The sequence below is a fragment of the Streptomyces sp. NBC_00667 genome, assembly GCF_036226825.1.
In the GTDB taxonomy this organism is placed as follows: Bacteria; Actinomycetota; Actinomycetes; order Streptomycetales; family Streptomycetaceae; genus Streptomyces.
The window spans coordinates 5600732-5622035 of record NZ_CP109022.1; the positions used below are offsets into that span (position 1 = coordinate 5600732).

Here is a 21304-nt window from a genome sequence, read left to right on the forward strand (position 1 = left end):
TGATGGACTTCGGCCTCGTCCTGCAAACCGACCCGCCGGCCTCCCAGGTCGTCAGCCTCATGAAGCGCGCCGAACGCAACGGCTTCCGCTACGGCTGGACCTTCGACTCGGCCGTCCTGTGGCAGGAACCCTTCGTCATCTACAGCCAGATCCTGGCCCATACCCAGAAGCTGCACATCGGCCCGATGGTCACCAACCCGGGTACCCGCACCTGGGAGGTGACCGCCTCCACCTTCGCCACCCTCAACGACATGTACGGCAACCGCACCGTCTGCGGCATCGGCCGGGGCGACTCGGCGATGCGGGTCGCGGGACGCAAACCCAACACCCTGGCCCGCCTCGGCGAGGCCATGGACGTGATCCGCGACCTCGCCGAGGGCCGGGAAGCCGTCGTGGACGGCAGCCCGATCCGGATCCCCTGGATCCGCGACGGCAAACTCCCCGTCTGGATGGCCGCGTACGGGCCGAAGGCCCTGGCCCTCGCGGGCGAGAAGGCCGACGGGTTCATCCTCCAGCTCGCGGACCTCTACCTCACCGAGTGGATGGTCAAGGCGGTCCGCGAGGCCGCCACGGCGGCCGGCCGCGACCCCGACGAGATCACCATCTGCGTGGCGGCCCCCGCGTACGTGGGCGACGACCCGGCCCACGCCCGCGACCAGTGCCGCTGGTTCGGAGGCATGGTCGGCAACCACGTCGCCGACCTCGTCGGCCGCTACGGCGAACACTCCTCGATGGTCCCGGACGCCCTCACCGAGTACATCAAGTCCCGTGAGGGCTACGACTACAGCCACCACGGCCGCGCCGGGAACCCGTCGGCCGACTTCGTCCCCGACGAGATCGTGGACCGCTTCTGCCTGCTCGGCCCGGTGGAGGCCCACATCGAGAAACTGCGGGCACTGCGCGACCTGGGCGTCGACCAGTTCGCCGTCTACGCCATGCACGACGCGCGGGAGGCCACGATCGACGCCTACGGTCAGCAGGTCATCCCGGCGCTGGGCCGCTGACCGACGGGCAGCGGGGTCAGGGAGGCGTACTCCAGCGGCGCGGACGGGTCGATGGTCACGTCCAGCGGAGCGGGTGCGGCGCCGGAGCGGACGAGCAGGGCGCCCACCGCCGCGATCATGGCCCCGTTGTCCGTGCACAGCGTCATCGGCGGCACGCGCAGTTCGATCCCCGCCGCGGCGCACCGCCGTTCGGCCAGGGCGCGCACGCGCGAGTTCGCGGCGACACCGCCGACCACGACCAGCGTCTGCACGTGGTGGGCGCGGCAGGCGGCCAGCGCCTTGCGGGTCAGCACGTCGGCCACGGCCTCCTGCAGCGCGGCGGCCCCGTCGGCCACGGACGGCTCCTCGCCGCGCAGACGGTGCTGCTCGACCCAGCGGGCCGCCGCCGTCTTGAGCCCGGAGAAGGAGAAGGCGTACGGATCGTCCCCGGGCCGGGTCAGCGGGCGCGGGAGGACCACCGCCTTCGGGTCGCCGTCCCGCGCGGCCCGGTCGATCGCCGGGCCGCCCGGATACGGCAGCCCCAGGATCCTCGCCACCTTGTCGAAGCACTCGCCCGCAGCGTCGTCCCGGGTGTCCCCGAGGTGCAGGATCGGCTCGCGCACCAGATCCCGTACGAGCAGCAGCGAGGTGTGGCCGCCGGAGACGATCAGCACCACGCAGGGCTCGGGCAGTGGCCCGTGCTCCAGGGTGTCCGCGGCGACATGGCCTGCCAGGTGGTGCACCCCGTACAACGGCACCCCGGCCGCGTAGGCGAGGGTCTTCGCCCCGGCCAGGCCCACCTGGAGCGCGCCCGACAGACCGGGTCCGGTGGTGACGGCGACCGCGTCGATCTGGTGCAGCCGCAGCCCCGCCTGGTCCAGGGCCCGCCGTACGACGGGATTGAAGGAGTGCAGGTGCGCCCGCGCGGCGATCTCCGGGACCACGCCCCCGAACCGTGCGTGCTCGTCCATGCTCGACGCCACCACGTGCGCGAGCAGCCGCCCGTCCCGCACGATCCCCGCGCCGGTCTCGTCGCAGGACGACTCGATCCCGAGCACCACTGGTCCGCCCACTGCGCCACTCCTTCTGACCCTTTATCTGCAACTGCAATATATGTGCAATAAGGAGTGGTCCCGTACCGGGTCGCCGACCGGGTCGAACGAGGCGCGGATCCGGGATCCGCCACGGCGGCCACGGCCATGTGGGGGAAGATGGCACCGAGGAGACCGTCCGCGAGCTCCGTGTGCACCAGATCCTGGAAGGGACCCACGAGATCATGCGCGTCATCGTCGCCCGCAGCCCCATGGAGAGCCTGCGGTGACCGCAGAAGCAGACGTCCTCGTCCACGTCGAGGGCCGCTCCGGCCGGTTGGTCCTCAACCGTCCGAAGGCCCTCAATGCCCTCAGCCACCCCATGGTGCTGCGGATCGCGCAGGCCCTGACCGCGTGGCGCGACGACCCCGCCGTCGACACCGTGGTGGTCTCCGGGGCGGGAGAGCGCGGCCTGTGCGCGGGCGGGGACATCCGGGCGATCCACGAGGACGCCAGAACGGGCGGCAGGGCCTCGGCGGACTTCTGGCGGGACGAGTACCGGCTCAACGCGCTGATCGCCCGCTATCCCAAGCCCTACGTCGCCCTCATGGACGGCATCGTGATGGGCGGCGGTGTCGGGATATCCGCCCACGGCGACGTGCGGATCGTCACCGAGCGCTCCCGCGTCGCGATGCCCGAGACCGGCATCGGCTTCGTCCCCGACGTCGGCGGCACCTACCTCCTCTCGCTGGCGCCCGGTGAACTCGGCACGCACCTCGCCCTGACGGGCGCGTCCGTCGGCGCCGCCGACGCCGTGCTGTGCGGCCTCGCCGACCACTTCGTACCGTCCGAGCGGCTCGGTGCGCTGGTGGCGGACCTCGCGCGGGAACCCGTACCCGACGCCGTCGCCGCGCACGTCGGCCTGGCGCCCGCCGGTGAACTGGCGTCCCAGCGCGAGTGGATCGACGACTGCTACGCCGCCGACACGGTCGAGGAGATCGTCGCCCGGTTGCTCTGCAGCGGCGTGCCCGCGGCGAAGGAGGCCGCGGTGACGCTGGCCGCGAAGTCACCGACCGCGCTCAAGGTCACCCTGGCCGCACTGCGCCGGGCCCGGCACCTCGGACCGCTGGAGCGGGTGCTGGAGCAGGAGTACCGCGTCTCCTGCGCCGCGCTGGCCTCGCCCGACCTGGTCGAGGGCATCCGGGCCCAGGTCATCGACAAGGACCGCAGCCCCCGCTGGGCGCCCGCCGACCTCGCCGATGTCTGCGACGAGGAAGTGGCCCGCCACTTCGCCCCGCTCGGCCCCGGCCGGGAACTGGTCCTCTCCGCCCCCGACACCCCGCGGGAGGCCGGCCGGGCACGGACCTGAGGCCCGGTCACGCCCGCGGCTGCCGCAGATCGGGGAGAATCGCCCGTCGTGACGGATGAAGACTCGTACCTGTGGCTCGAGGACGTGGAGGGCGCGGACGCGCTCGCCTGGGTGGCCGAGCGGAACGCGGAGACGCTCGCCGCGCTGACCCGCGGACCCGGCTTCGAAGCGCTGCGGCGGGACGTGCGGGAGGCCCTCGACGCGGGCGACCGGATCCCCTACACCGTCCGCCGGGGCCCGTTCCTCTACGACTTCTGGTGCGACGCGGAGCACCCGAAGGGCCTGTGGCGGCGTACGACACTGGAGCAGTACCGCAAGGACGCGCCCGAATGGGAGCTGCTCCTGGACGTCGACGCACTGGGGGCCGACGAGGGCGTGGAGTGGGTGTGGGACGGGGCGCAGGTGCGCTACCCGGACCACCGGCGGGCGCTGGTGACCCTGTCCCGGGAGGGCGCGGACGCCGTCGTGGTCCGGGAGTTCGACCTCGGCACGAAGGCGTTCGTCCCGGACGGGTTCGAGGTGGGGGAGGCGAAGACCCGGATCGGCTGGATCGACGCCGACCACGTGTACGTGGGCACCGACACCGGCCCGGGCTCCCTCACCGACGCCGGCTACCCCCGCACCGTACGCCGGTGGCGCCGCGGCACGGCCCTCGCTCAGGCGCAGCCCGTCTTCGAGGCGGAGGCGGCGGACATCGCGGCCACGGGCTGGCGGGACCCCACGCCGGGCTTCGAACGGGACTTCGTCTCCAGGGCCCGGGACTTCTGGCACCACGAGCTGTTCCTCCTGGCCGCCGACGACACGCCGGTACGCCTGGACGTACCGGACGACGCGGGCAAGTACGCCTGGAAGCGGTGGCTCATCGTCACCCCGAAGTCCCCGTGGCTGGGGCATCCGGCCGGTTCCCTCCTCGCCTTCGACTTCGAGGCGTACCTCGCCGGTGACCGCACCGCCTCCGTACTGTTCGCCCCCGACGGGCGCACCGCCCTGGCCGGGCACAGCTGGACCCGCCACCACCTCATCCTGGAGACCTTGTCCGACGTCGCGACCCGCATCGAGGTCCTCACCCCCGGCCCCGGCGGGGAGTGGGCGCGGCGGCCGCTGGCGGACGTGGCGCCGCTGTCGTCCGCGGGCATCACCGACACGGACCCGTACGTGTCCGACGAGTACTTCCTCGACGTCGACTCCTTCCTGCGGCCGTCCACCCTCTACCGGGGCGAGATCGGCGGCGCCACCGAGACCCTCAAGCAGGCCCCGGCCCACTTCGACGCCACGGGAATGGCGGCGCGGCAGTACTTCGCCACCTCGGCGGACGGCACCCGGGTGCCGTACTTCGTCGTCGGCCCCGACGGCGCGTGCGGCCCCCGGCCGGTGCTGCTGTACGGGTACGGAGGCTTCCGGGACCTGCAGACACCCCGCTACAGCCCGGTCACCGGCCGGGCCTGGCTGGCCCGCGGCGGCACCTACGCCGTGGCCAACATCCGCGGTGGTGGCGAGTACGGACCGGCCTGGCACCAGGCCGCCCTCGGCGCCGGCCGGCCCCGCGCCTTCGAGGACTTCGCCGCCGTCGCCCGCGACCTCGTCGAGCGCGGCATCACCACCCCCGGGCGGCTCGGGGCCCTCGGCGCCAGCAACGGCGGCCTCCTCATGGGCGCCATGCTCACCCGCTACCCCCAGTTGTTCGGCGCGATCGTCGCCAAGGTCCCCCTGCTGGACATGCTCCGCTTCCACAAGCTCCTGGCGGGCGCCTCCTGGACCGGCGAGTACGGCGACCCGGACGACGAAGCCGACCGCCCCCACCTGCGGGCGATCTCCCCCTACCACCAGCTGGCCGCCGGCCGCCCGTACCCGCCGCTGCTCCTGATGACCTCCACCCGCGACGACCGCGTCCACCCCGCCCACGCCCGCAAGACGGCCGCGCGCCTGCGCGAACTCGGCCACCGGGTCCACTTCTACGAGAACACCGGCGGAGGCCACGGCGGCGCCACCGACAACGGGCAGGCCGCCTTCAACCAGGCCCTCGCCCACACCTTCCTGTGGCAGCACCTCGGCTGAGCGCGGCCCGGACACGGACACCTGCCGTCCACCGGCAGTCCTCGGGTCCGTCGGGACAGCGGGTGGGGTTTGTCAGTCGGACGTGGTGTGATGGAGGCATGATCACAGAATTTCCGGCCCTTGACCTGTCGGCCGTCGAGGAGGCCGTCCGCAAGGCGGTCGCGGTCGAGGTCATGCCGAGGTTCCGCCAGCTCGCCGAGCACGAGGTCGACGAGAAGAGCGGCCCGCACGACCTGGTCACCGTCGCCGACCGCAAGGCCGAGGAGCACCTGACGGCCTCGCTGACCCGGCTGCTGCCCGGCTCCGCCGTCGTCGGCGAGGAGGCCGTGCACGCCGACCCCACGGTGTACGCGGCGCTGCGCGCCGACGCGCCCGTGTGGATCGTGGACCCGGTGGACGGCACCCGGCAGTTCGTCAGCGGTGACCCCGGCTTCTGCACCCTGGTCGCGCTGGCCCACCGCGGAGAGATCCTCGCCTCCTGGACGTACGCCCCGGCGCTGGACGAGCTGGCGACCGCCGTGCGCGGTGAGGGCGCCCACGTCAACGGCGCGCGCATCCACAGCGGTTCCCCGGAGCCCGGTGCCGTGCTGCGCGTCGCCATGGCCCACCCGCTGTACACCTCCGACGAGGACAAGCGCACCCTGGCCCGGCTCGATGTGCCCGGGGTCGCGGCCCGCCCCTGCGGATCGGCCGGCCTGGAGTACCTCAAGGTGGCCCGCGGCGAGATGGACGGCCTGGCCTTCAGCTGGCCCTCGGCGTGGGACCACGCGGCCGGACTGCTGCTGGTCGCCGAGGCGGGAGGCGAGCAGAGCACCGTCGCCGGGGTGCCCTTCCGGGTGGACAGGGACAACGCGCTGCCCTTCGCCGTGGGCCGCGACGAGGCCACGGTGGTGCGGATCCGCGAGCTGCTGCGCGGCGAATGACGGCCGGCCGCTCCATGTCTTCAATACAGTGCCGCCTGGACGCACCGCCGTCTCACATGCGGTGCCGCCGCCGGACGAAGGAGTCGTAAGGTGCCCTCGATTCTCGATGCGGTCGTGGTGGGGGCGGGCCCCAACGGGCTGACCGCCGCCGTCGAACTGGCCCGGCGCGGGCTGTCCGTGGCCGTCTTCGAAGCCGCCGCCGGCATCGGCGGCGGGGCCCGCACCGAGGAACTCACCCTCCCCGGCTTCCGGCACGACCCCTGCTCGGCGGTGCACCCGCTCGGCGTCGGCTCGCCGGTGTTCGCGACGATGCCGCTGGGGCGGTACGGGCTGGAGTGGCTGCACGCCCCGTTGCCCATGGCGCACCCGTTCGACGACGGCACGGCCGCGGTGCTGGCCCGCTCGGTCGCCCAGACGGCCGCGTCCTTCGGGCCGCGGGACGCGGGCGCCTACCGCCGCCTGGTAGCGCCGTTCCTCGGCAAGTGGGACACCCTGTCCAGGGACTTCATGTCCCTGCCCTCGACCGCGCTGCCCCGGGACCCGCTCACCCTGGCCCGCTTCGGGTTCTCCGGGCTGCCGCCCGCCACCTGGCTGATGCGCCGCTTCCGCGACGACCGGGCCCGCGCGCTGTTCGCCGGTCTCGTGGCGCACGTGATCGCACCGCTGAACGGGATCGGGACCGGCGCCGTCGGCCTGGTCTTCGCGCTGGCCGCGCACGCCGGCGGCTGGCCGATGCCGCGCGGCGGCTCGCAGTCCATCTCCGACGCCCTCGCCGCTTACCTGCGCGACCTCGGGGGCGCGGTGCACACCGACTTCGAGGTCAAGCGCCTCGACGACCTGCCCCCGGCCCGCGCGTACGTCTTCGACACCTCGCCGACCGCACTGGCGCGGATCGCCCGGCTGGGCCGGGCCTACGACGGCTACCGGTACGGAGCCTCCGTCTTCAAGGTCGACTACGCGCTGGACGGCCCGGTCCCCTGGACCGCGGAGGAGGCCCGCCGGGCCGGCACCGTCCAGATCGGCCCGCGCTCCCGCGACATCGACGCCGCCCTGCAACTGGCCTCCGGCGGCCGTGCCCCCCGTAACCCCTTCCTGATCACCGCCCAGCCCAGCCTCCTCGACCCCGGCCGGGCGCCCGAGGGCAAGCACGTCTTCTGGGCGTACGGGCACGTACCGTCGGGCTGGGACGGAGACCTCACCGAGGCGATGGAACGCCGGATCGAGCGCTTCGCGCCCGGCTTCCGCGACCTCGTACTGGCCCGCGCCACCGCCGGGCCGCCGCAGCTCGCCGCGCGCAACCCCAACTACGTCGGCGGGGACATCGCCTGCGGCGCCGCCTCCGGGCTCCAGCTGCTGCTCCGCCCGAAGATCACCCTGTCCCCGTACACCACCGCCCATCCGGCGGTGTTCCTGTGCTCCTCGGCGACCCCGCCGGGCCCCGGAGTCCACGGCATGTCCGGGCACAACGCCGCCAAGGCCGTCTGGCGCCACCTGCGAAAGGCACCGTGATGTCGCTCCGCATCACCCTCGTCCAAGGAGACATCACCGAGGAACGGGTGGACGCCGTGGTCAACGCCGCCAACTCCTCGCTGCTGGGCGGCGGGGGAGTGGACGGCGCGATCCACCGGCGCGGCGGGCCGCAGATCCTCGCCGACTGCGAGCGGCTGCGCCGCTCCCACTACGGCAAGGGCCTGCCGACCGGCAGGGCCGTCGCCACCTCGGCGGGGCGCCTGCCGGCCTCGTACGTCATCCACACCGTGGGGCCCGTGTACTCGCGCCACGAGGACCGCTCGGAGCTGCTCGCCTCCTGCTACCGCGAATCCCTGCGCGTCGCGGACGAGCTCGGTGCCCGTACGGTCGCCTTCCCGGCCATTTCGACGGGGGTCTACGGCTGGCCGATGGACGACGGCGCCCGCATCGCGGTGGAGACGGTGCGCACGACGCCGACCTCGGTGGAGGAGGTCCGCTTCGTCCTCTTCGACGCCGCCGCCCACGCCGCATTCGCCGCCGCCGTGGGCTGACGGCGGTGCCCTGTCCGCGGCGACGCGTGACAGGGTGGGGCGATGCCGACCGACCGCGCGTACCCGTCAGATCCCCGTCCGCCGACCGGCCCCACGGCGCGCTGGGACGCCACCGTCACCCACGGGGACCTCCTCGCGGCGAAAGCGCTCGTCTACGATCCCTGCGGCTTCACCTGCTCCCAGCCGGTCCCCGAACCCGAGAGCGCCGCGTACGCCGCCCACCACTTCACCCTGGACGGCCGGCGCGTCCGGTTCCGCGCGGCCAGGACGACCCCCACGAAGGCCGGCCAGTTCGTCACCGTGTGGCAGAGGTCCCCGGGCGGCCCCATTCGGCCGTTCGACACCACGGACCCCGTCGACCTGTTCGTCGTCAGCACCCGGGACGCAGACCGCTTCGGCCAGTTCGTCCTCCCCCTCGACGCGCTCCGACGGCACGGGGTCGTCTCCGTGGACGGGTCGGGCGGGAAGCGGGCATTCCGCCTGTACCCGCCCTGGGTGACCACCACCAGCCGCCAGGCGGAGCGCACGCAGGCGTGGCAGTCGGACCACTTCCTGCCCGTCCCCGAGGGCGGCACCGTCGATCCCGTCCGCGCCCGAGAGCTCCACCGCCCCTAGGGAATCGCGTCGAATTACCGCACGGCATATCCCGGACGCACTATTCGTCCCCGCCCGCTTTCGACGGAATCCGGCGATGCGTGGCCGGATAGAACCCACAACGGACAGAAGGGAGTTGGCGTGTGACATCATGACCGCGTCGTCTGCCCCGGAGATCATCGGGCACGGGCAGGGGAGGGCAGCCGACGAGTTCCGCCGGAGGACTGAGGGATGAAGATACCGGGCTCAGCGTCGCCGGCATCGGAGGACAGACGGCGCAGGCGCCGGCTCAAAAGGGTCCGCCGTACCTGTGAGGCGATGCTGGTGGAGTGGGGTATGGAGCACGGCTGCGGAATCGACGAACTCCACCGCTATCTCAGCGAGAGCCGCCGCCGAACCATTCATCTGATTCCGACCTCCTTCCCGGAACGCCATTTGCTGGGCCTGTGGCTGAAATTGGACGACTTCGATGTCGTCGCCTTCGAGAAGTCCGCGTCGCCCGCACACAAAGAACACATCATCACCCACGAACTCGCCCACATCGCCTTCGAGCACCGCGGCTCGGTACCGCTGGACCACACTCCTTCCGGGCCGCTCCTGTCGAACGTCGACCCCGCCGGCGTACGGGGACTGCTCATGCGCTCCCGCTACAGCGACGACGAGGAGCAGGAGGCCGAGACCATGGCCTCGCTCATCCTGGCCAGGGTCACCAAACGCTGGGTCGAACCCGCCTGGGCCGTACCCGCGGAGGCCGCCGACGTCGTCGCCCGCATCGAGCAGGGTCTCGGCAGGACGGAACCGCAGTGACAGCGGTCTACACGGCCCTCGCCTGGATCTGTACCTTCGTCGGTCTCGCCGCCTTCGCCTACCGGCTCCCGGACCTGGTGCGCCGCAAGTACGACGTGGCGCTGTGGGCGCTGTGCGTCTACTTCCTGTGCTCCGGGATCAGCTTCCTCGTCGACCTGGACCAACTGAGGCTGCACATCTCGGGGTTCTTCGGCGTCCCCAACATCACCTCGCTGATCACCCAGGTGGCGGTGGTCGTGCTCACGGCGGCGCAGCAAGTGGTCCTCGTCCACTGGTCCTCGCCCCCCGCCCAGGCCCGGCGGATGGCCCGCCGGCGCCTGCTGTTCTTCGGCGCCGCGCTCTGCGTGCTCGTGACCTCCTCCTTCGTCGTGGGCCCGGTGGCGCACTCCGACACGGCGACATCGACGATCCTGCTGAGCATCCACCACGGCGGATACGCCCTCTACATGTCCTTCTACCTGCTGATATGCGCCGTGGGACAGGCCGAGACGGTCCGGCTGTCGATGCGCTTCACCAAGGTGGCCAACCGCCAGTGGCTCGCGGCCGGCATGCGGACCGTCACCGTCGGCGCCACGCTCATCCTGGTCTACTGCGTCACCCGCGGCATCCAGATCGCCGGCACCCGGCTGCACTTCGACGGCGCGGGCCTCGACCCGGTCCAGTGGGCCTGCGGCAGCATCGGCGCACTGCTCCAGGTCACCGGATGGACCATCCCGGCCTGGGGCATCCACCTCACCCGCGCCCGGGCCTGGGGCCGCAGCTACCGTGCCTACCTCCGGCTGCGACCCCTGTGGTGGGCCCTGCACCAGGCGTCCCCCGACATCGCGCTGGACCCGCCCCGCTCCTGGATGCGTGACCTGCTGCCGCCCAGGGACCTGCACTACAGCCTTTACCGGCGGGTGATCGAGATCCGCGACGGGCAGCTGATCCTGCGCACCTCGCTCTCGCTCGCGGACTTCTCCCGCGTCGCCCGCTCGCTCGGTCTGCCGGAGGATCCGACCTCGCCCCTCGGCGAAGCCCTCCAGGTGCGCGCCGCACTGAGCCGGGACCCCGAGGAGCGGGCCGAGGAGGCCGAGTCCCCGGAGATCCCCGCCCGGCCGCCCTACGAGGACTTCCGCGACGAGGTGGAGTGGCTGACCGAGGTCGCCTCCTCCTTCACCGCGCTCGGCCGCGGCGGCCGCAGGACCGAGGCGTGGACGGTGACCCGGTGACCGCTCCCGCCGCGCAGGGGGCACTCCGTACGGACGCGGCACGCACCGCGGACGCGGCACGCACCACCGAGCGGCTGGTGCACCTCGACGCCACGCGCGGTGCGCGCGCCGCGGTCCCCGCCGCCCGCGAGGCCGTACGGCGCCACCCGGAACTCTCCGCCGACCCCGAACGCCTGCGCGGCCACTCCCACGACCGGATCGCGGTGCTGGCCGAGCTGTGCGAGGTGATCGGATGGATCCTCTTCGACGCGGGCCTCCACCGGCACGCGTACCGGGCCGACGCCCGCGCGCTGGCCCTCGCCGAACTCTGCGGCGACCGCTGGACGGCCCGGCTGGTACGGCTGAACCACAGCATGCTCCAGACCCACACCGGGCACCCGCGCGCCGCCCTGGAGACCGCCTCGCGCGTCGCCGGGCCGCGCCCGTTGCCGCCCCGCGTCAGCGCCCTCGTCCTGATCCGCCGGGCACACGCGACCGCCCTGCTCGGCGCCCACCGCGAGCCCCTGGAGCTGATCGCCCGGGCCCAGAGCCGCTTCCTGGACGGCGTCTCGCGCCGTGACCCGCACTGGGCGTGGTGGATCGACCAGGAAGAGCTGACCGGCCACCAGGGGTGGGTCATGGCCCGGCTGCGCCGGTGGGACCGGGCCCTGCCCCTCCTGCACCGGGCGGCCACCGCCCCAGGCCCCTCCTACCGTCACCTGTTCGCGGCGGAACTCCTCGCGGCCCTGGCCCGCGCCGGGGCCTGGCGCGAGGCGGAGGACCTGATCACGGACCTCGCCCCGCGCGCCGCGGGCATCGGCTCCGCCCGGACGGCCCGATCGCTGCGCAGGACGGCCCGCCTCCTGCGCCGGGCCCCCGGCGTCCCCGCCGGGCTGCGGGACGCGGCGGTCTTCCTGCAGGAGCACCTGGCGGGCCCGGACCCCGCCCGCACCGCCTGACCGCCTCCGGCAGTCCCGCAGGCTCCGGCCCCCAGACCCCACCCCCCGAGACCACCGCCACAGAGAGGGACCCCATGCGCCCCATACGGATATCGATGCCCGCGGCCGCCGCCGTACTCACGGCGGCCGTGCTGTTCTTCGCCTCCGCGAGCCCGGCCTCGAACGCCACCTTCCAGCCCCCGGCCGCCGCCTCGGCGGTGAACCAGGACGGGGCCGCGGAACGGGGCAGACCGTACGTCTCCACCAGCCTCTACTTCGGCACCGGGCGGCACGACGGCAAGCCGCCCATCACCGACGAGCAGTTCAACAAGTTCATCGCCGACGTCGTCACCCCCCGCTTCCCCGCCGGACTGACGCTCCAGGAAGGGCGCGGCCAATGGAGGGACAAGGAGGGTGACATCAACCGCGAGAAGTCGTACGAACTGACCGTGCTCTACCCCGTGACCGAGGCCCGCGCCCGGGACGCCGACATCGAGTACATCCGCAACCTGTACTGCGCCATGTGGGAGCTGGAGTCCGTGGGCCGCGCCGACGCGCGCGTCCAGGTCGACTTCTGACCCGCCCGGCGGGCGGTCCGGCCGGGCCGCCCGCCGCACGGCGACCGCAGCGCCCCGCGCCGGGCACTCGGCTAGGGTGAACCGGTAGGAAACAGGCCCACCCGGGGCGAGGTCGTGCGTTGGACACATACCGGTTGACGAGCGAGGTACCCGATCAGCCGCCGGGCGTCGTCGGGTACGCGGGCGTACTGCGGGAGCTGCTGCCGATCGCCCTGTGGCGCGAGGACGCCGACGGCCGCGTCGTGCAGTGGTCGCTGGCCGCCCAGGACCTGCTCGGCCACCGCCCCGAGGAGATCATCGGCCGCCCGGGGACCACCGTCCTCGTCCCCGACGCCAACCGCGAGCTCGCCGAAGACCTGACCCGCCGCGTCCAGGCGGGCGAGACCGTCGTCGGGACCCTGCCCGTACGCCACCGTGACGGGCACCGCGTGACGATGGAGATGTGGATCGTGCCCGCCATGGACCCGCAGGGCCGTCCGGGCGCCATGCTCGTCGCCGTGGAGACCTCCGAGGTCCTGCACATGCGGGACTCCCTCGCCGCGCTCCAGAGCCTGTTCACCCAGTCGCCGATCGGCCTCGCCACCCTCGGCACCGACTTGCGTTTCCTGCGCGTCAACGACGCGCTGGCCCGGATGAACGGCGTCTCCGCCGCCGCCCACCTGGGCAAACGGCTCACCGAGGTGGTCCCGGGCGTCAACGCCGTCGCACTGGAGGCGATGATGCGGCAGGTGCTGGAGCAGGGGACCCCCGTCGTCGACGTCCGCCGCACCGGGCACACCCCCGCCGACCCCGGCCACGAGCGGACCTGGTCCTGCTCCTACGCCCCCCTGCTCGACCCGGGCGGCCGCCCGCTCGGGGTGATCGCCTCCCTCATCGACATCACCGAAGGCCAGCGGGCGCAGCTGGAGGCCGAGCGGGCCCGTACCCGCTTCGCCCTGCTCGCCGAGGCCGGTACCCGCATCGGGACGACGCTGGACCTCGACCAGACCGCCCGCGAGATCGTGGACCTGCTGGTCCCGCAGCTCGCCGACTCCGCCGACGTACAGCTGCTGGAAGCCGTCCTCGGCCCCGATGACGCCGCGTTCTCCAACCGGGGCGTCCTGCGCAGGCTCGCCGTCAGCTTCCCCGACCCGTCCGCGCCGACGGCCGCCCTCGCCCCCGGCCAGACCTTCAAGATCCCCGCCGGGACCGTCTACGAACGGGTCATCGCCGAAGGCCGGCCCATGAACCTGTACGCCGCCGACGTCCCCGCGCTCATCACCGACCCGCGCGCCGACCCGCTGCGCAGGTACCTGGCCGGCCTCGGCTCGGCACGGCTCGTCCCGCTGGTGGCGCGCGGCACGGTCCTCGGCGCGGTCACCGTGACCCGGCTGAGCGAGCGGGAGCCCTTCGACGCGCAGGACAGCGTCCTGATCGACGAGCTGGTGGCCCGCGCGGCGCTCAACATCGACAACGCCCGTATGTACACCGGACAGCGGCGCGCGGCGCTCACCCTCCAGCGCAGCCTCACCAACAGCGCCGTGCCGCGCGTCGACGGCCTCGAACTGACGGGACGATACCTGCCCGCCAGCGCCCACGACGTCGGCGGCGACTGGTTCGACGTCATCCAGCTGCCCCGGGGCCGGACCGGACTGGTCATCGGGGACGTGATGGGCCACGGCATCCACGCGGCGGCCGTCATGGGCCAGCTCCGTACGGCCGTACGGACCCTCGCCCGCCACGACGTGCCACCCGAGCGGATGCTGCGCTCCCTCGACGCCACGGTGGCGGACCTCGGCGAGAACGAGATGGCGACCTGCGTCTACGCCGTCCACGACCCGGCGGCCGGCGGCTGCCTGATCGCCCGGGCCGGGCACCCGCCACCCGCGGTGGTCGGCGCCACCGGGAAGGTGACCTTCCTGGACGGCCCGCCCGGGACACCGCTCGGAGCGGGCGGAACGGACTTCCGTACCGAGGAGGTGCCGCTGCCGCCCGGCAGCCTCCTGGCGCTCTACACGGACGGGCTGATCGAAGCCCGCTACCGGGACCTCGACCAGGGACTGGAGCAGCTGGCGCGGGCCCTCGGGCAGCCGGCCCGGCCACTGGAGCAGCTGTGCGACGAGATCCTGGAGCGGCTCCTGCCGGCGGCCCCGCAGGACGACGTGGCGGTGCTCCTGGCCCGCACGGTCGTCCCGTAGGCCCGCGCCCCGGGCAGACCCCGCGTCACCAGGCCAGCCCCTCCAGCTCGTCCAGGTCCAAGGTCAGCGCCGCCAGCGGCTCCGCGCCGCCGTCCGTCAGCGGCAGCTCCGCCCAGATGACCTTCCCCCGCTCGGTGTAACGGGTGCCCCAGCGCTCCGCGTACTGCGCGACGAGGAACAGGCCGCGACCGCCCTCGTCGGTGGAGGCCGCGTACCTCAGGTGCGGGGAGGTGCTGCTCCCGTCGGACACCTCGCAGATCAGGGTGCGGTCGCGCAGCAGCCGCACCCCGATGGGCTCGGACCCGTAACGGATGGCGTTGGTGACCAGTTCGCTGAGGATCAGTTCCGCGGTGAAGGCGATCTCCTCCAGACCCCACGCCTGGAGCTGGGCCGAACCGGCGTTGCGCACCCGCGAGACGGCCGCGGGGTCGTCCGGGACCTCCCACTCGGCGATGTGGTCCGCGTCCAGCCGCCGGGTGTCGGCGATCAGCAGCGCGATGTCGTCGCTGGGCGAGGGGAACAGCAGCGCCGACAGCACGTCCACACAGGCCTGCTCGGGGCTGCGTCCGGTCGTCGACAGCGCCCCCTTGAGCAGTTCCAGTCCGGTGTCGATGTCGCGGTCGCGGTCCTCCAGCAGCCCGTCGGTGAACAGCGCGAGCCGGCTGCCCTCCGGCAGCCGCAGCTCGGCCGTCTCGAACGGCATCCCGCCCACCCCCAGCGGAAGCCCGGTCGGCAGCTCGGGGAACTCCACCCGGCCGTCCGAGTGGACCAGCGCCGGGCCCGGGTGTCCCGCGCTCGCCACCGAACAGCGGCCGGACACCGGGTCGTAGACGGCGTACAGGCAGGTCGCGCCCGTTACGCCGGCCGGGTCGTCGCCGTCCCCGCTCTCCTCGGGGGACCCGGTCTCGTCGCGGTCGATCCGGTCGATCAGCTCGTCCAGGTGCCCCAGCAGCTCGTCCGGCGGCAGGTCCAGCGTCGAGAAGTTGTGCACGGCGGTGCGCAGCCGGCCCATCGTCGCCGCGGCGTGCACGCCGTGCCCGACCACGTCGCCGACGACCAGGGCCACCCGGGCGCCCGGCAGCGGGATCACGTCGAACCAGTCACCGCCCACGCCCGCCTGCGCGGGCAGGTACCGGAACGCGACGTCCACGGCGCTCAGCTCGGGCAGTACCCGGGGCAGCAGGCTGCGCTGGAGCGTGACCGCCGTGGCGTGCTCCCGGGTGAAGCGGCGGGCGTTGTCGATCGAGACGGCGGCGCGCGCCCCCAGCTCCTCGGCGAAGGACAGGTCCTCCTCGTCGAAGGCGTCCGGGGTGTCGGCCCGCCAGAAGTTGGCCATGCCCAGCACCACGCCCCGCGCCTGCAGCGGTACCGAGATCAGTGAGTGCAGCCCGTACTCCAGGGCCACCCGGGTGCCCTCGGCGTCCTGGGCCCGCCAGCCGAAAGCGGTGTTCAGATCCGCGGCCAGCACCGCCCGCCCTGCGGCCAGCGCCGCGGCCATCGGCGCGGTCGGCACCACGAACCGGATGATCTCCCCGACCGGCTGCAACGGCTGGTCGCTGCGCACCCCGCTCATCGCCGCCCGGCGCATCTCGGTGTACGTCCCGGACAGCGCCGAGGGCTCCTCGCCCCGGAGCACGGGCTCCAGCAGCTCGACGGTGACGAAGTCCGCGAAGCGCGGAACGGCCACCTCCGACAGTTCCTCGGCGGTGCGCACCACGTCCAGGGTGGTGCCGATCCGCACCCCCGCGTCGTACAGCAGCTGGAGCCGCCCACGGGCCACCTCGGCGCGCCCGGAGAGCGCGGCGAGCTCGGTCGAGTCGCGCAGCGTCATGACGCTGCCCGAGGGCATGCCCCGGTACGGCTTGGTGGGCCGGACGTTGACGGCCAGGAGGCGGTCCCCGGACAGGTGGACCTCGTCCGTCACGATCCGCCCGGAGACGAGCAGGTCCGCGGTACGGGGGTCCAGGCCGAGGTCGGTGACGTGCCGTTGTTCGGCGTCCGGCGGCAGGTCCAGCAGCCGTCGTGCCTCGTCGTTGGCGAGCACCAGCCGGTGGTCGGCGCCGATGATGAGCACCCCCTCGCGCACGGCGTGCAGGACCGCCTCGTGGTGCTCGTTCATCCGGGTCATCTCGGCTTCGCCCAGCCCCCGGGTCTGGCGCCGCAGCCTGCGGCTGACGAGGGCGGCGCCACCGGTGCCCAGCAGCAGGGCGCCGGCCGCCGAGCCGAGCAGCAGGGGCAGCTGGTTGCCGACCGCCCCGCCGACGTTCGCGATCTCGATGCCGGTGGCGACGAGCCCGACGACGGCCCCCGAGGAGTCCTGCACGGGGACCACCGCGCGCACCGCGTCGCTGGGGGCGCCCTTGAACGTCTCGGTGAAGGGCGCCCCGTTGACGGCGCGCGAGAGGTCACCGGTGGCCCGCTTCCCGATGAGATCGGGCCGGGCGTCGGTGTAGCGGATGCCGTCCTTGTTCATCACGGCGATGAAGTCGACGCCGGAGGCCCGGCGGGCGGCGTCGGCCAGGGGCTGGAGCGCGGCCGAGGGGTTCGGCGAACGCAGGGTGGCGGGCAGACCGGGCGCATGGGCGAACGCTTCGGCCGCCGCGAGCGAACGGTTGCGGGCGTCACGGGCGCTGTCGTACCGGGCCTGGAACACCAGCGCCAGCGTGGCGGCGGTGATCAGCACCAGCACGATCACCGCCTGCAGGAGGAACACCTGGCCGGCGACGCTCCCGGGGAAGTGGGCGAAGCGCGCGAGCAGGCCCGGGGGCCGGCCCGCCGGCGGCGATCCCCTGGGTCGACCCGAACGTCCGGTCATGAGCCATTTCTAACACTGTCGCGGTGATTTGGGATGGCGGCGGCCGTCGCGCGGTACGCGCGCGGGCTCTGGCCGACGTGTGCGGTGAAGTGCTGGCGGAAGGTGACCTCGCTGGCGAACCCGGTGCGGCGGGCCACTTCCGGGACCGGGTGGTCGGTGCGCTCCAGCAGCCGGCGGGCGGCGTCGAGGCGGTGGCCCAGCAGCCACTTGTGCGGGGTGGTGCCCGTGGCGGCGGCGAAGTGCCGGGCGAAGGAGCGCGGCGACATCCCGGCCCAGCGGGCCAGGGTGGCCACGTCCATGGGCTCGTGCAGCCGGCGCAGTGCCCGCTCCCGTACGACGGCCAGCGCCTCGGCGGTACGGTCGGCGGCCGGGGTGGGCCGGTCGAGGTACTGGGCGTGGTCCCCGGTGCGGAACGGGCCCGTCACCATGGAGCGGGCGATCGCCGCGGCGGCCTCCGCGCCGTGGGCCTCGCGCACCAGGTGCAGGCACAGGTCGATGCCGGAGGCCACCCCGGCGGAGGTCCACACCCCCGAGTCCTCGACGTACAGCGGGGCCTCCTCGACCAGGACCCCTGGGTAGCGGGCGGCCAGCCTCGGGGCGAGCCACCAGTGCGTCACCGCCCGGCGGCCCTCCAGCAGCCCCGCCTCGGCCAGGACGAAGGCCCCGGCACACAGGGCGGCCACCGGCACGCCGCGGGCGTGCGCCTCGCGCAGGGCGGCCAGCACGGGAGCGGGGCTCGGCCCGTCGGGCTCGGAGAGCGCCGGTACGACGACCAGGTCGGCCTCGGCCAGCCAGTCCAGGCCCCGGTCGGGCGTGAGGGTGAGCCCGCCGGGCAGTGCCACCGGAGCGGGCGTCGCGGCGCAGCGGCGCAGCTCGAAGGAAGGGACCCCGGAGCGGCTGCGGTCGGGGCCCCAGACCTCGGTGATCACGGCGAGGTCGAAGGCCCGGATGCCCGGCTGGACGACGATCGCGACGCGCTGCATGCCGCGATTTTCCCAGAGCCCGGATACGGCTGCCAACGTGGCAGGATCCCATCGGTCAGCGGCGTCGGAAGTCCTGTCGGGCCGGGGCGGACGCGGACATGATGAGGCCATGACGACGAACGAGATCGAAATCGCCCCGAACAGTGCCCTGCTGGTCATCGACGTCCAGAAGGGCTTCGGCGACGCGTCCTACTGGGGGCCGCGCAACAACCCGGCGGCCGAGGCCAACATGGCGGCCCTGATGGACGCCTGGCGGGAGTCCGGGCGCCCGGTGGTGCTCGTCCAGCACGCCTCGCGGACGGCGGGCTCCGTCCTGGCCGCCGACGAGCCCGGCCACGCCTTCCAGGACTTCGTCGAGGAGCGCCGGGAGGTGGCCGCGCTGCACGTCACCAAGACGGTGAACTCCTCCTTCTACGGCACCCCCGACCTGGCCGAATGGCTCACCGCCCAGGGCATCGGCCAGCTCGTCGTCGCCGGGATCCAGACCAACATGTGCGTGGAGACCACCGCCCGGATGGCCGGGAACCTCGGCTACGACGTCCTCGTACCCCTGGACGCCACGCACACCTTCGACCTCGTGGGCCCGGACGGCGCCCGCCTGAGCGCGGACGAGCTGGCCACCGCCACCGCCGTCAACCTCCACGGCGGAGGCTTCGCCCGCGTCGTCGCCACCGCGCAGGTCCTCGCGGCGGCCCGGGACCGGATCACCGCCTAGCGCGGCTCCCGTCCGGTCCGGCTCACCGCGCCGTCCGGCTCACGGCGCCCGTCCGGCTCACGGCGCCCGTCCGGCTCACGGCGCCCGTCCGGCTCACGGCGCCCGTCCGGCTCACCGCGCGGTCCAGCTCGCGGCGTAGTACCGCAGCCGCCCGTCCTGGCGCACGCACCGCATCCCCGCGGCGGCCATGACCCGCTGGGAGGCGGTGTTCGTCAGGTCGGTGTCACCGTCCACGCCACGCGCCCCGTGCCGCCGGGCGTGCTCCAGCAGCCCGCGCAGCGCCTCCGCGGCGTAGCCCAGGCCCCGCGCGGCGGGAACGAGGCCGTAGCCGACGGTGACCCGGCCACGGGCGTCCGCGGGGCCGTGGAAGCCGGCCCCGCCGATGGCCCGCCCGTCGGCGCGGAGCAGGATCTCGTAGGCCCCGAACGGTCCCGGCTCGCCGTGTTCGGCCCATACCCGCAGGAACCTCTCCGCGCCCGCCCGGTCCCCGGCGTCCGGATACCCGGGCCCCCAGCGGTCCGCCGGGCCGGGCCGACCGGCGAGGATGCGCCGGGCCCCGGCCCGGTCGAGGGGGCGCAGCAGCAGGCGGGGGGTCGGGATCGGGTCGGTGCTCGTTTCCTCCATGAACCGTGCATACCAGTGACGGCCGCCGTGGTGCGCCCGGATTTACCGCCCCAGGACACGCCGGAGGGCCGGTTCACCCCGGGAACCGGCCCTCTGCCGCGTTCTGACGGGGTCAGAGCACGTCGGCCGCGATGTTGGCCGCCACCTGCTCCAGCAGCGGACCGGCGTTCGCGATGCACTTCGCCGGGTCCGGCTCGATCTCGGTCAGCGGGTACGCCCGCCGGATCCCGGCCGCCTGCAGCGCCTCCTGCTCCAGCAGCAGCCGGCCGCACACCGCCACGACCTCCTTGCCCGCCGCCCGGGCCGCCGCCGCGACACCGGCCGGGGCCTTGCCGTGCAGGGTCTGCTCGTCCAGCGAACCCTCGCCGGTGATCACGAGCGTGGCCCGCTCCAGCGCCGGAGCGAAGCCCAGCACCTCCAGCATCAGCTCGATCCCGGGACGGAACGTCGCCCCGAGCAGCAGCGCCCCGTAGCCGATGCCGCCCGCGCCACCGGCGCCCGGCAGCAGCGCGCACTCGGCGGCCTTCGCGCCGATCGCCTTCTCCAGGACCACCGCGAAGTGCGCCAGCGCCGCGTCCAGCGTCGCCACGTCCTCGGGGGAGGCGCCCTTCTGCGGCCCGTACACCGCCGGCGCGCCCTTCGGGCCCGTCAGCGGGTTGTCCACGTCGCTGGCGAGCACGAAGTCCACGTCCGCGAAGCGCGGGTCGATGCCGGACAGGTCCGCCGAGGCCAGCGAGGCCAGCGCGCCGCCGCCCGGACCGACCGGTTCACCGTTCGCGTCCAGGAACACCGCACCGAGGGCCGCGAGCATGCCCGCGCCGCCGTCGGTGGTCGCACTGCCGCCCACGCCGAAGACGATCGAGCGCGCGCCCGCGTCCAGCGCGGCCCTGAGCAGCTCGCCCGAGCCGTACGTGGTCGCCGTCAGCGGGGCGAAGACGCCCTGGGGCAGCAGCTGGAGCCCGGAGGCCTCGGCCATCTCGACCACGGCCGTCGCGCCCCGCAGTGCGAAAGCGGCCGTGACCTGGTCTCCGAGGGGCCCGGTGACCCGTACCTCCCGGCGTTCGAAACCGGCCGCGACGGCGGCCGCGACCGTACCGTCGCCGCCGTCCGCGACGGGGAGGGTCTCGATCTCCACGCCCGGTACGGCCTTGCGAAGGCCGGCCGTCACCCGCTCCGCGACCTGTACGGCCGTGAGCGAGCCCTTGAATTTGTCCGCGGCGATGAGCACGCGCGCGGCCTCAGTTACTGCTCCGTCCGTCACCTTTGCTGATCCCTTGCTATCGAACAGTGCAGTCGCGCCGCCATGAGCCTATCCGGAGGATCCTCCTATGCCCATGGGTGGCCTGGGACACACCGGAGGCCCATCCCCCCAAATGGGCGCATATCACCCGCATCGGGCCCGCCGTCCGAGGGGGAGGCGCCGCACGCGGTCCGAGGAGTGAGACGGCGCGCACGACGGCCGCGCCGGGCCCGAGGCATGATCCACGCACCCCCGGACGTC

18 protein-coding genes and 1 pseudogene are annotated in these 21304 nt (G+C 73.8%); 14 read left to right on the forward strand and 5 right to left on the reverse strand.

The features are described from left to right. Positions 1 to 2 precede the first annotated feature (2 nt). Positions 3 to 1004 (forward strand): TIGR03842 family LLM class F420-dependent oxidoreductase, encoded by a 1002-nt coding sequence (locus tag OHA81_RS25620; protein WP_329199603.1) that lies wholly within the window; start codon positions 3 to 5, stop codon positions 1002 to 1004. Here the strand turns inward: OHA81_RS25620 and tsaD are convergent. Further along, positions 974 to 2044: a tRNA (adenosine(37)-N6)-threonylcarbamoyltransferase complex transferase subunit TsaD gene (gene tsaD, locus OHA81_RS25625; protein WP_443056795.1), complete on the reverse strand. Its 1071-nt coding sequence runs from the start codon at positions 2042 to 2044 to the stop codon at positions 974 to 976. The two genes, OHA81_RS25620 and tsaD, sit on opposite strands and share 31 nt — an antisense overlap. Before the next feature lie 122 nt (positions 2045 to 2166). Here tsaD and OHA81_RS25630 point away from each other — a divergent pair. From OHA81_RS25630 to OHA81_RS25685, 12 genes and pseudogenes are all read left to right on the forward strand, one after another. After that, positions 2167 to 2304, forward strand: a pseudogene (locus tag OHA81_RS25630) (acyl-CoA dehydrogenase family protein); the annotation flags it as partial. Further along, entirely contained in the window at positions 2301 to 3383 is a 1083-nt protein-coding gene (locus OHA81_RS25635) for an enoyl-CoA hydratase/isomerase family protein (protein ID WP_329199607.1), read from the forward strand. The pseudogene OHA81_RS25630 and the gene OHA81_RS25635, both read left to right, overlap by 4 nt. Before the next feature lie 48 nt (positions 3384 to 3431). After that, on the forward strand, positions 3432 to 5438 hold the full coding sequence (locus tag OHA81_RS25640) for a prolyl oligopeptidase family serine peptidase (protein WP_329199609.1): 2007 nt from the start codon (positions 3432 to 3434) through the stop codon (positions 5436 to 5438). Between the two features lie 98 nt (positions 5439 to 5536). Continuing rightward, on the forward strand, positions 5537 to 6361 hold the full coding sequence (locus tag OHA81_RS25645; RefSeq protein ID WP_329199611.1) for an inositol monophosphatase family protein: 825 nt from the start codon (positions 5537 to 5539) through the stop codon (positions 6359 to 6361). A gap of 90 nt (positions 6362 to 6451) precedes the next feature. Continuing rightward, positions 6452 to 7870, forward strand: a complete 1419-nt coding sequence (locus tag OHA81_RS25650; protein WP_329199613.1) for a phytoene desaturase family protein — start codon at positions 6452 to 6454, stop codon at positions 7868 to 7870. Continuing rightward, on the forward strand, positions 7870 to 8382 hold the full coding sequence (locus tag OHA81_RS25655) for an O-acetyl-ADP-ribose deacetylase (RefSeq protein ID WP_329199615.1): 513 nt from the start codon (positions 7870 to 7872) through the stop codon (positions 8380 to 8382). Before OHA81_RS25650 ends, OHA81_RS25655 begins: the two co-directional genes overlap by 1 nt. A gap of 42 nt (positions 8383 to 8424) precedes the next feature. Continuing rightward, positions 8425 to 8997 carry a MepB family protein gene (locus OHA81_RS25660; RefSeq protein WP_329199617.1) on the forward strand — a complete coding sequence of 191 codons (573 nt, stop codon included), beginning with the start codon at positions 8425 to 8427 and terminating at the stop codon, positions 8995 to 8997. A 315-nt stretch (positions 8998 to 9312) separates the two neighbouring features. After that, positions 9313 to 9783 (forward strand): hypothetical protein, encoded by a 471-nt coding sequence (locus tag OHA81_RS25665; protein WP_329199619.1) that lies wholly within the window; start codon positions 9313 to 9315, stop codon positions 9781 to 9783. Next, a complete protein-coding gene (locus OHA81_RS25670; protein ID WP_329199621.1) occupies positions 9780 to 10994 on the forward strand; it encodes an MAB_1171c family putative transporter in 1215 nt (404 codons plus the stop codon). Before OHA81_RS25665 ends, OHA81_RS25670 begins: the two co-directional genes overlap by 4 nt. Beyond that, positions 10976 to 11932 carry a DNA-binding protein gene (locus OHA81_RS25675; protein ID WP_329199623.1) on the forward strand — a complete coding sequence of 319 codons (957 nt, stop codon included), beginning with the start codon at positions 10976 to 10978 and terminating at the stop codon, positions 11930 to 11932. The genes OHA81_RS25670 and OHA81_RS25675 overlap by 19 nt, the downstream gene beginning before the upstream one ends. Positions 11933 to 12006: 74 nt before the next feature. Then, complete coding sequence (locus OHA81_RS25680) at positions 12007 to 12489, forward strand: DUF3574 domain-containing protein (protein WP_329199624.1); 483 nt, start codon at positions 12007 to 12009, stop codon at positions 12487 to 12489. A 119-nt stretch (positions 12490 to 12608) separates the two neighbouring features. Beyond that, a complete protein-coding gene (locus tag OHA81_RS25685) occupies positions 12609 to 14666 on the forward strand; it encodes a SpoIIE family protein phosphatase (protein ID WP_329199626.1) in 2058 nt (685 codons plus the stop codon). Between the two features lie 25 nt (positions 14667 to 14691). On the opposite strand, the gene OHA81_RS25690 is transcribed toward OHA81_RS25685, so the two are convergent. Next, complete coding sequence (locus OHA81_RS25690; protein ID WP_329199627.1) at positions 14692 to 17481, reverse strand: SpoIIE family protein phosphatase; 2790 nt, start codon at positions 17479 to 17481, stop codon at positions 14692 to 14694. Beyond that, a complete protein-coding gene (locus tag OHA81_RS25695; RefSeq protein WP_329199629.1) occupies positions 17478 to 18464 on the reverse strand; it encodes a GlxA family transcriptional regulator in 987 nt (328 codons plus the stop codon). The genes OHA81_RS25690 and OHA81_RS25695 overlap by 4 nt, the downstream gene beginning before the upstream one ends. 109 nt (positions 18465 to 18573) lie before the next feature. Here OHA81_RS25695 and OHA81_RS25700 point away from each other — a divergent pair, with 109 nt between their 5' ends. Further along, complete coding sequence (locus OHA81_RS25700) at positions 18574 to 19179, forward strand: cysteine hydrolase family protein (protein WP_329199631.1); 606 nt, start codon at positions 18574 to 18576, stop codon at positions 19177 to 19179. A 111-nt stretch (positions 19180 to 19290) separates the two neighbouring features. Here OHA81_RS25700 and OHA81_RS25705 read toward each other — a convergent pair whose 3' ends face one another. Both OHA81_RS25705 and OHA81_RS25710 read right to left on the reverse strand, forming a co-directional pair. Further along, positions 19291 to 19803 (reverse strand): GNAT family N-acetyltransferase, encoded by a 513-nt coding sequence (locus OHA81_RS25705; protein ID WP_329199633.1) that lies wholly within the window; start codon positions 19801 to 19803, stop codon positions 19291 to 19293. A 112-nt stretch (positions 19804 to 19915) separates the two neighbouring features. Next, complete coding sequence (locus tag OHA81_RS25710; RefSeq protein WP_329199635.1) at positions 19916 to 21064, reverse strand: glycerate kinase; 1149 nt, start codon at positions 21062 to 21064, stop codon at positions 19916 to 19918. Between the last annotated feature and the right edge of the window lie 240 nt (positions 21065 to 21304).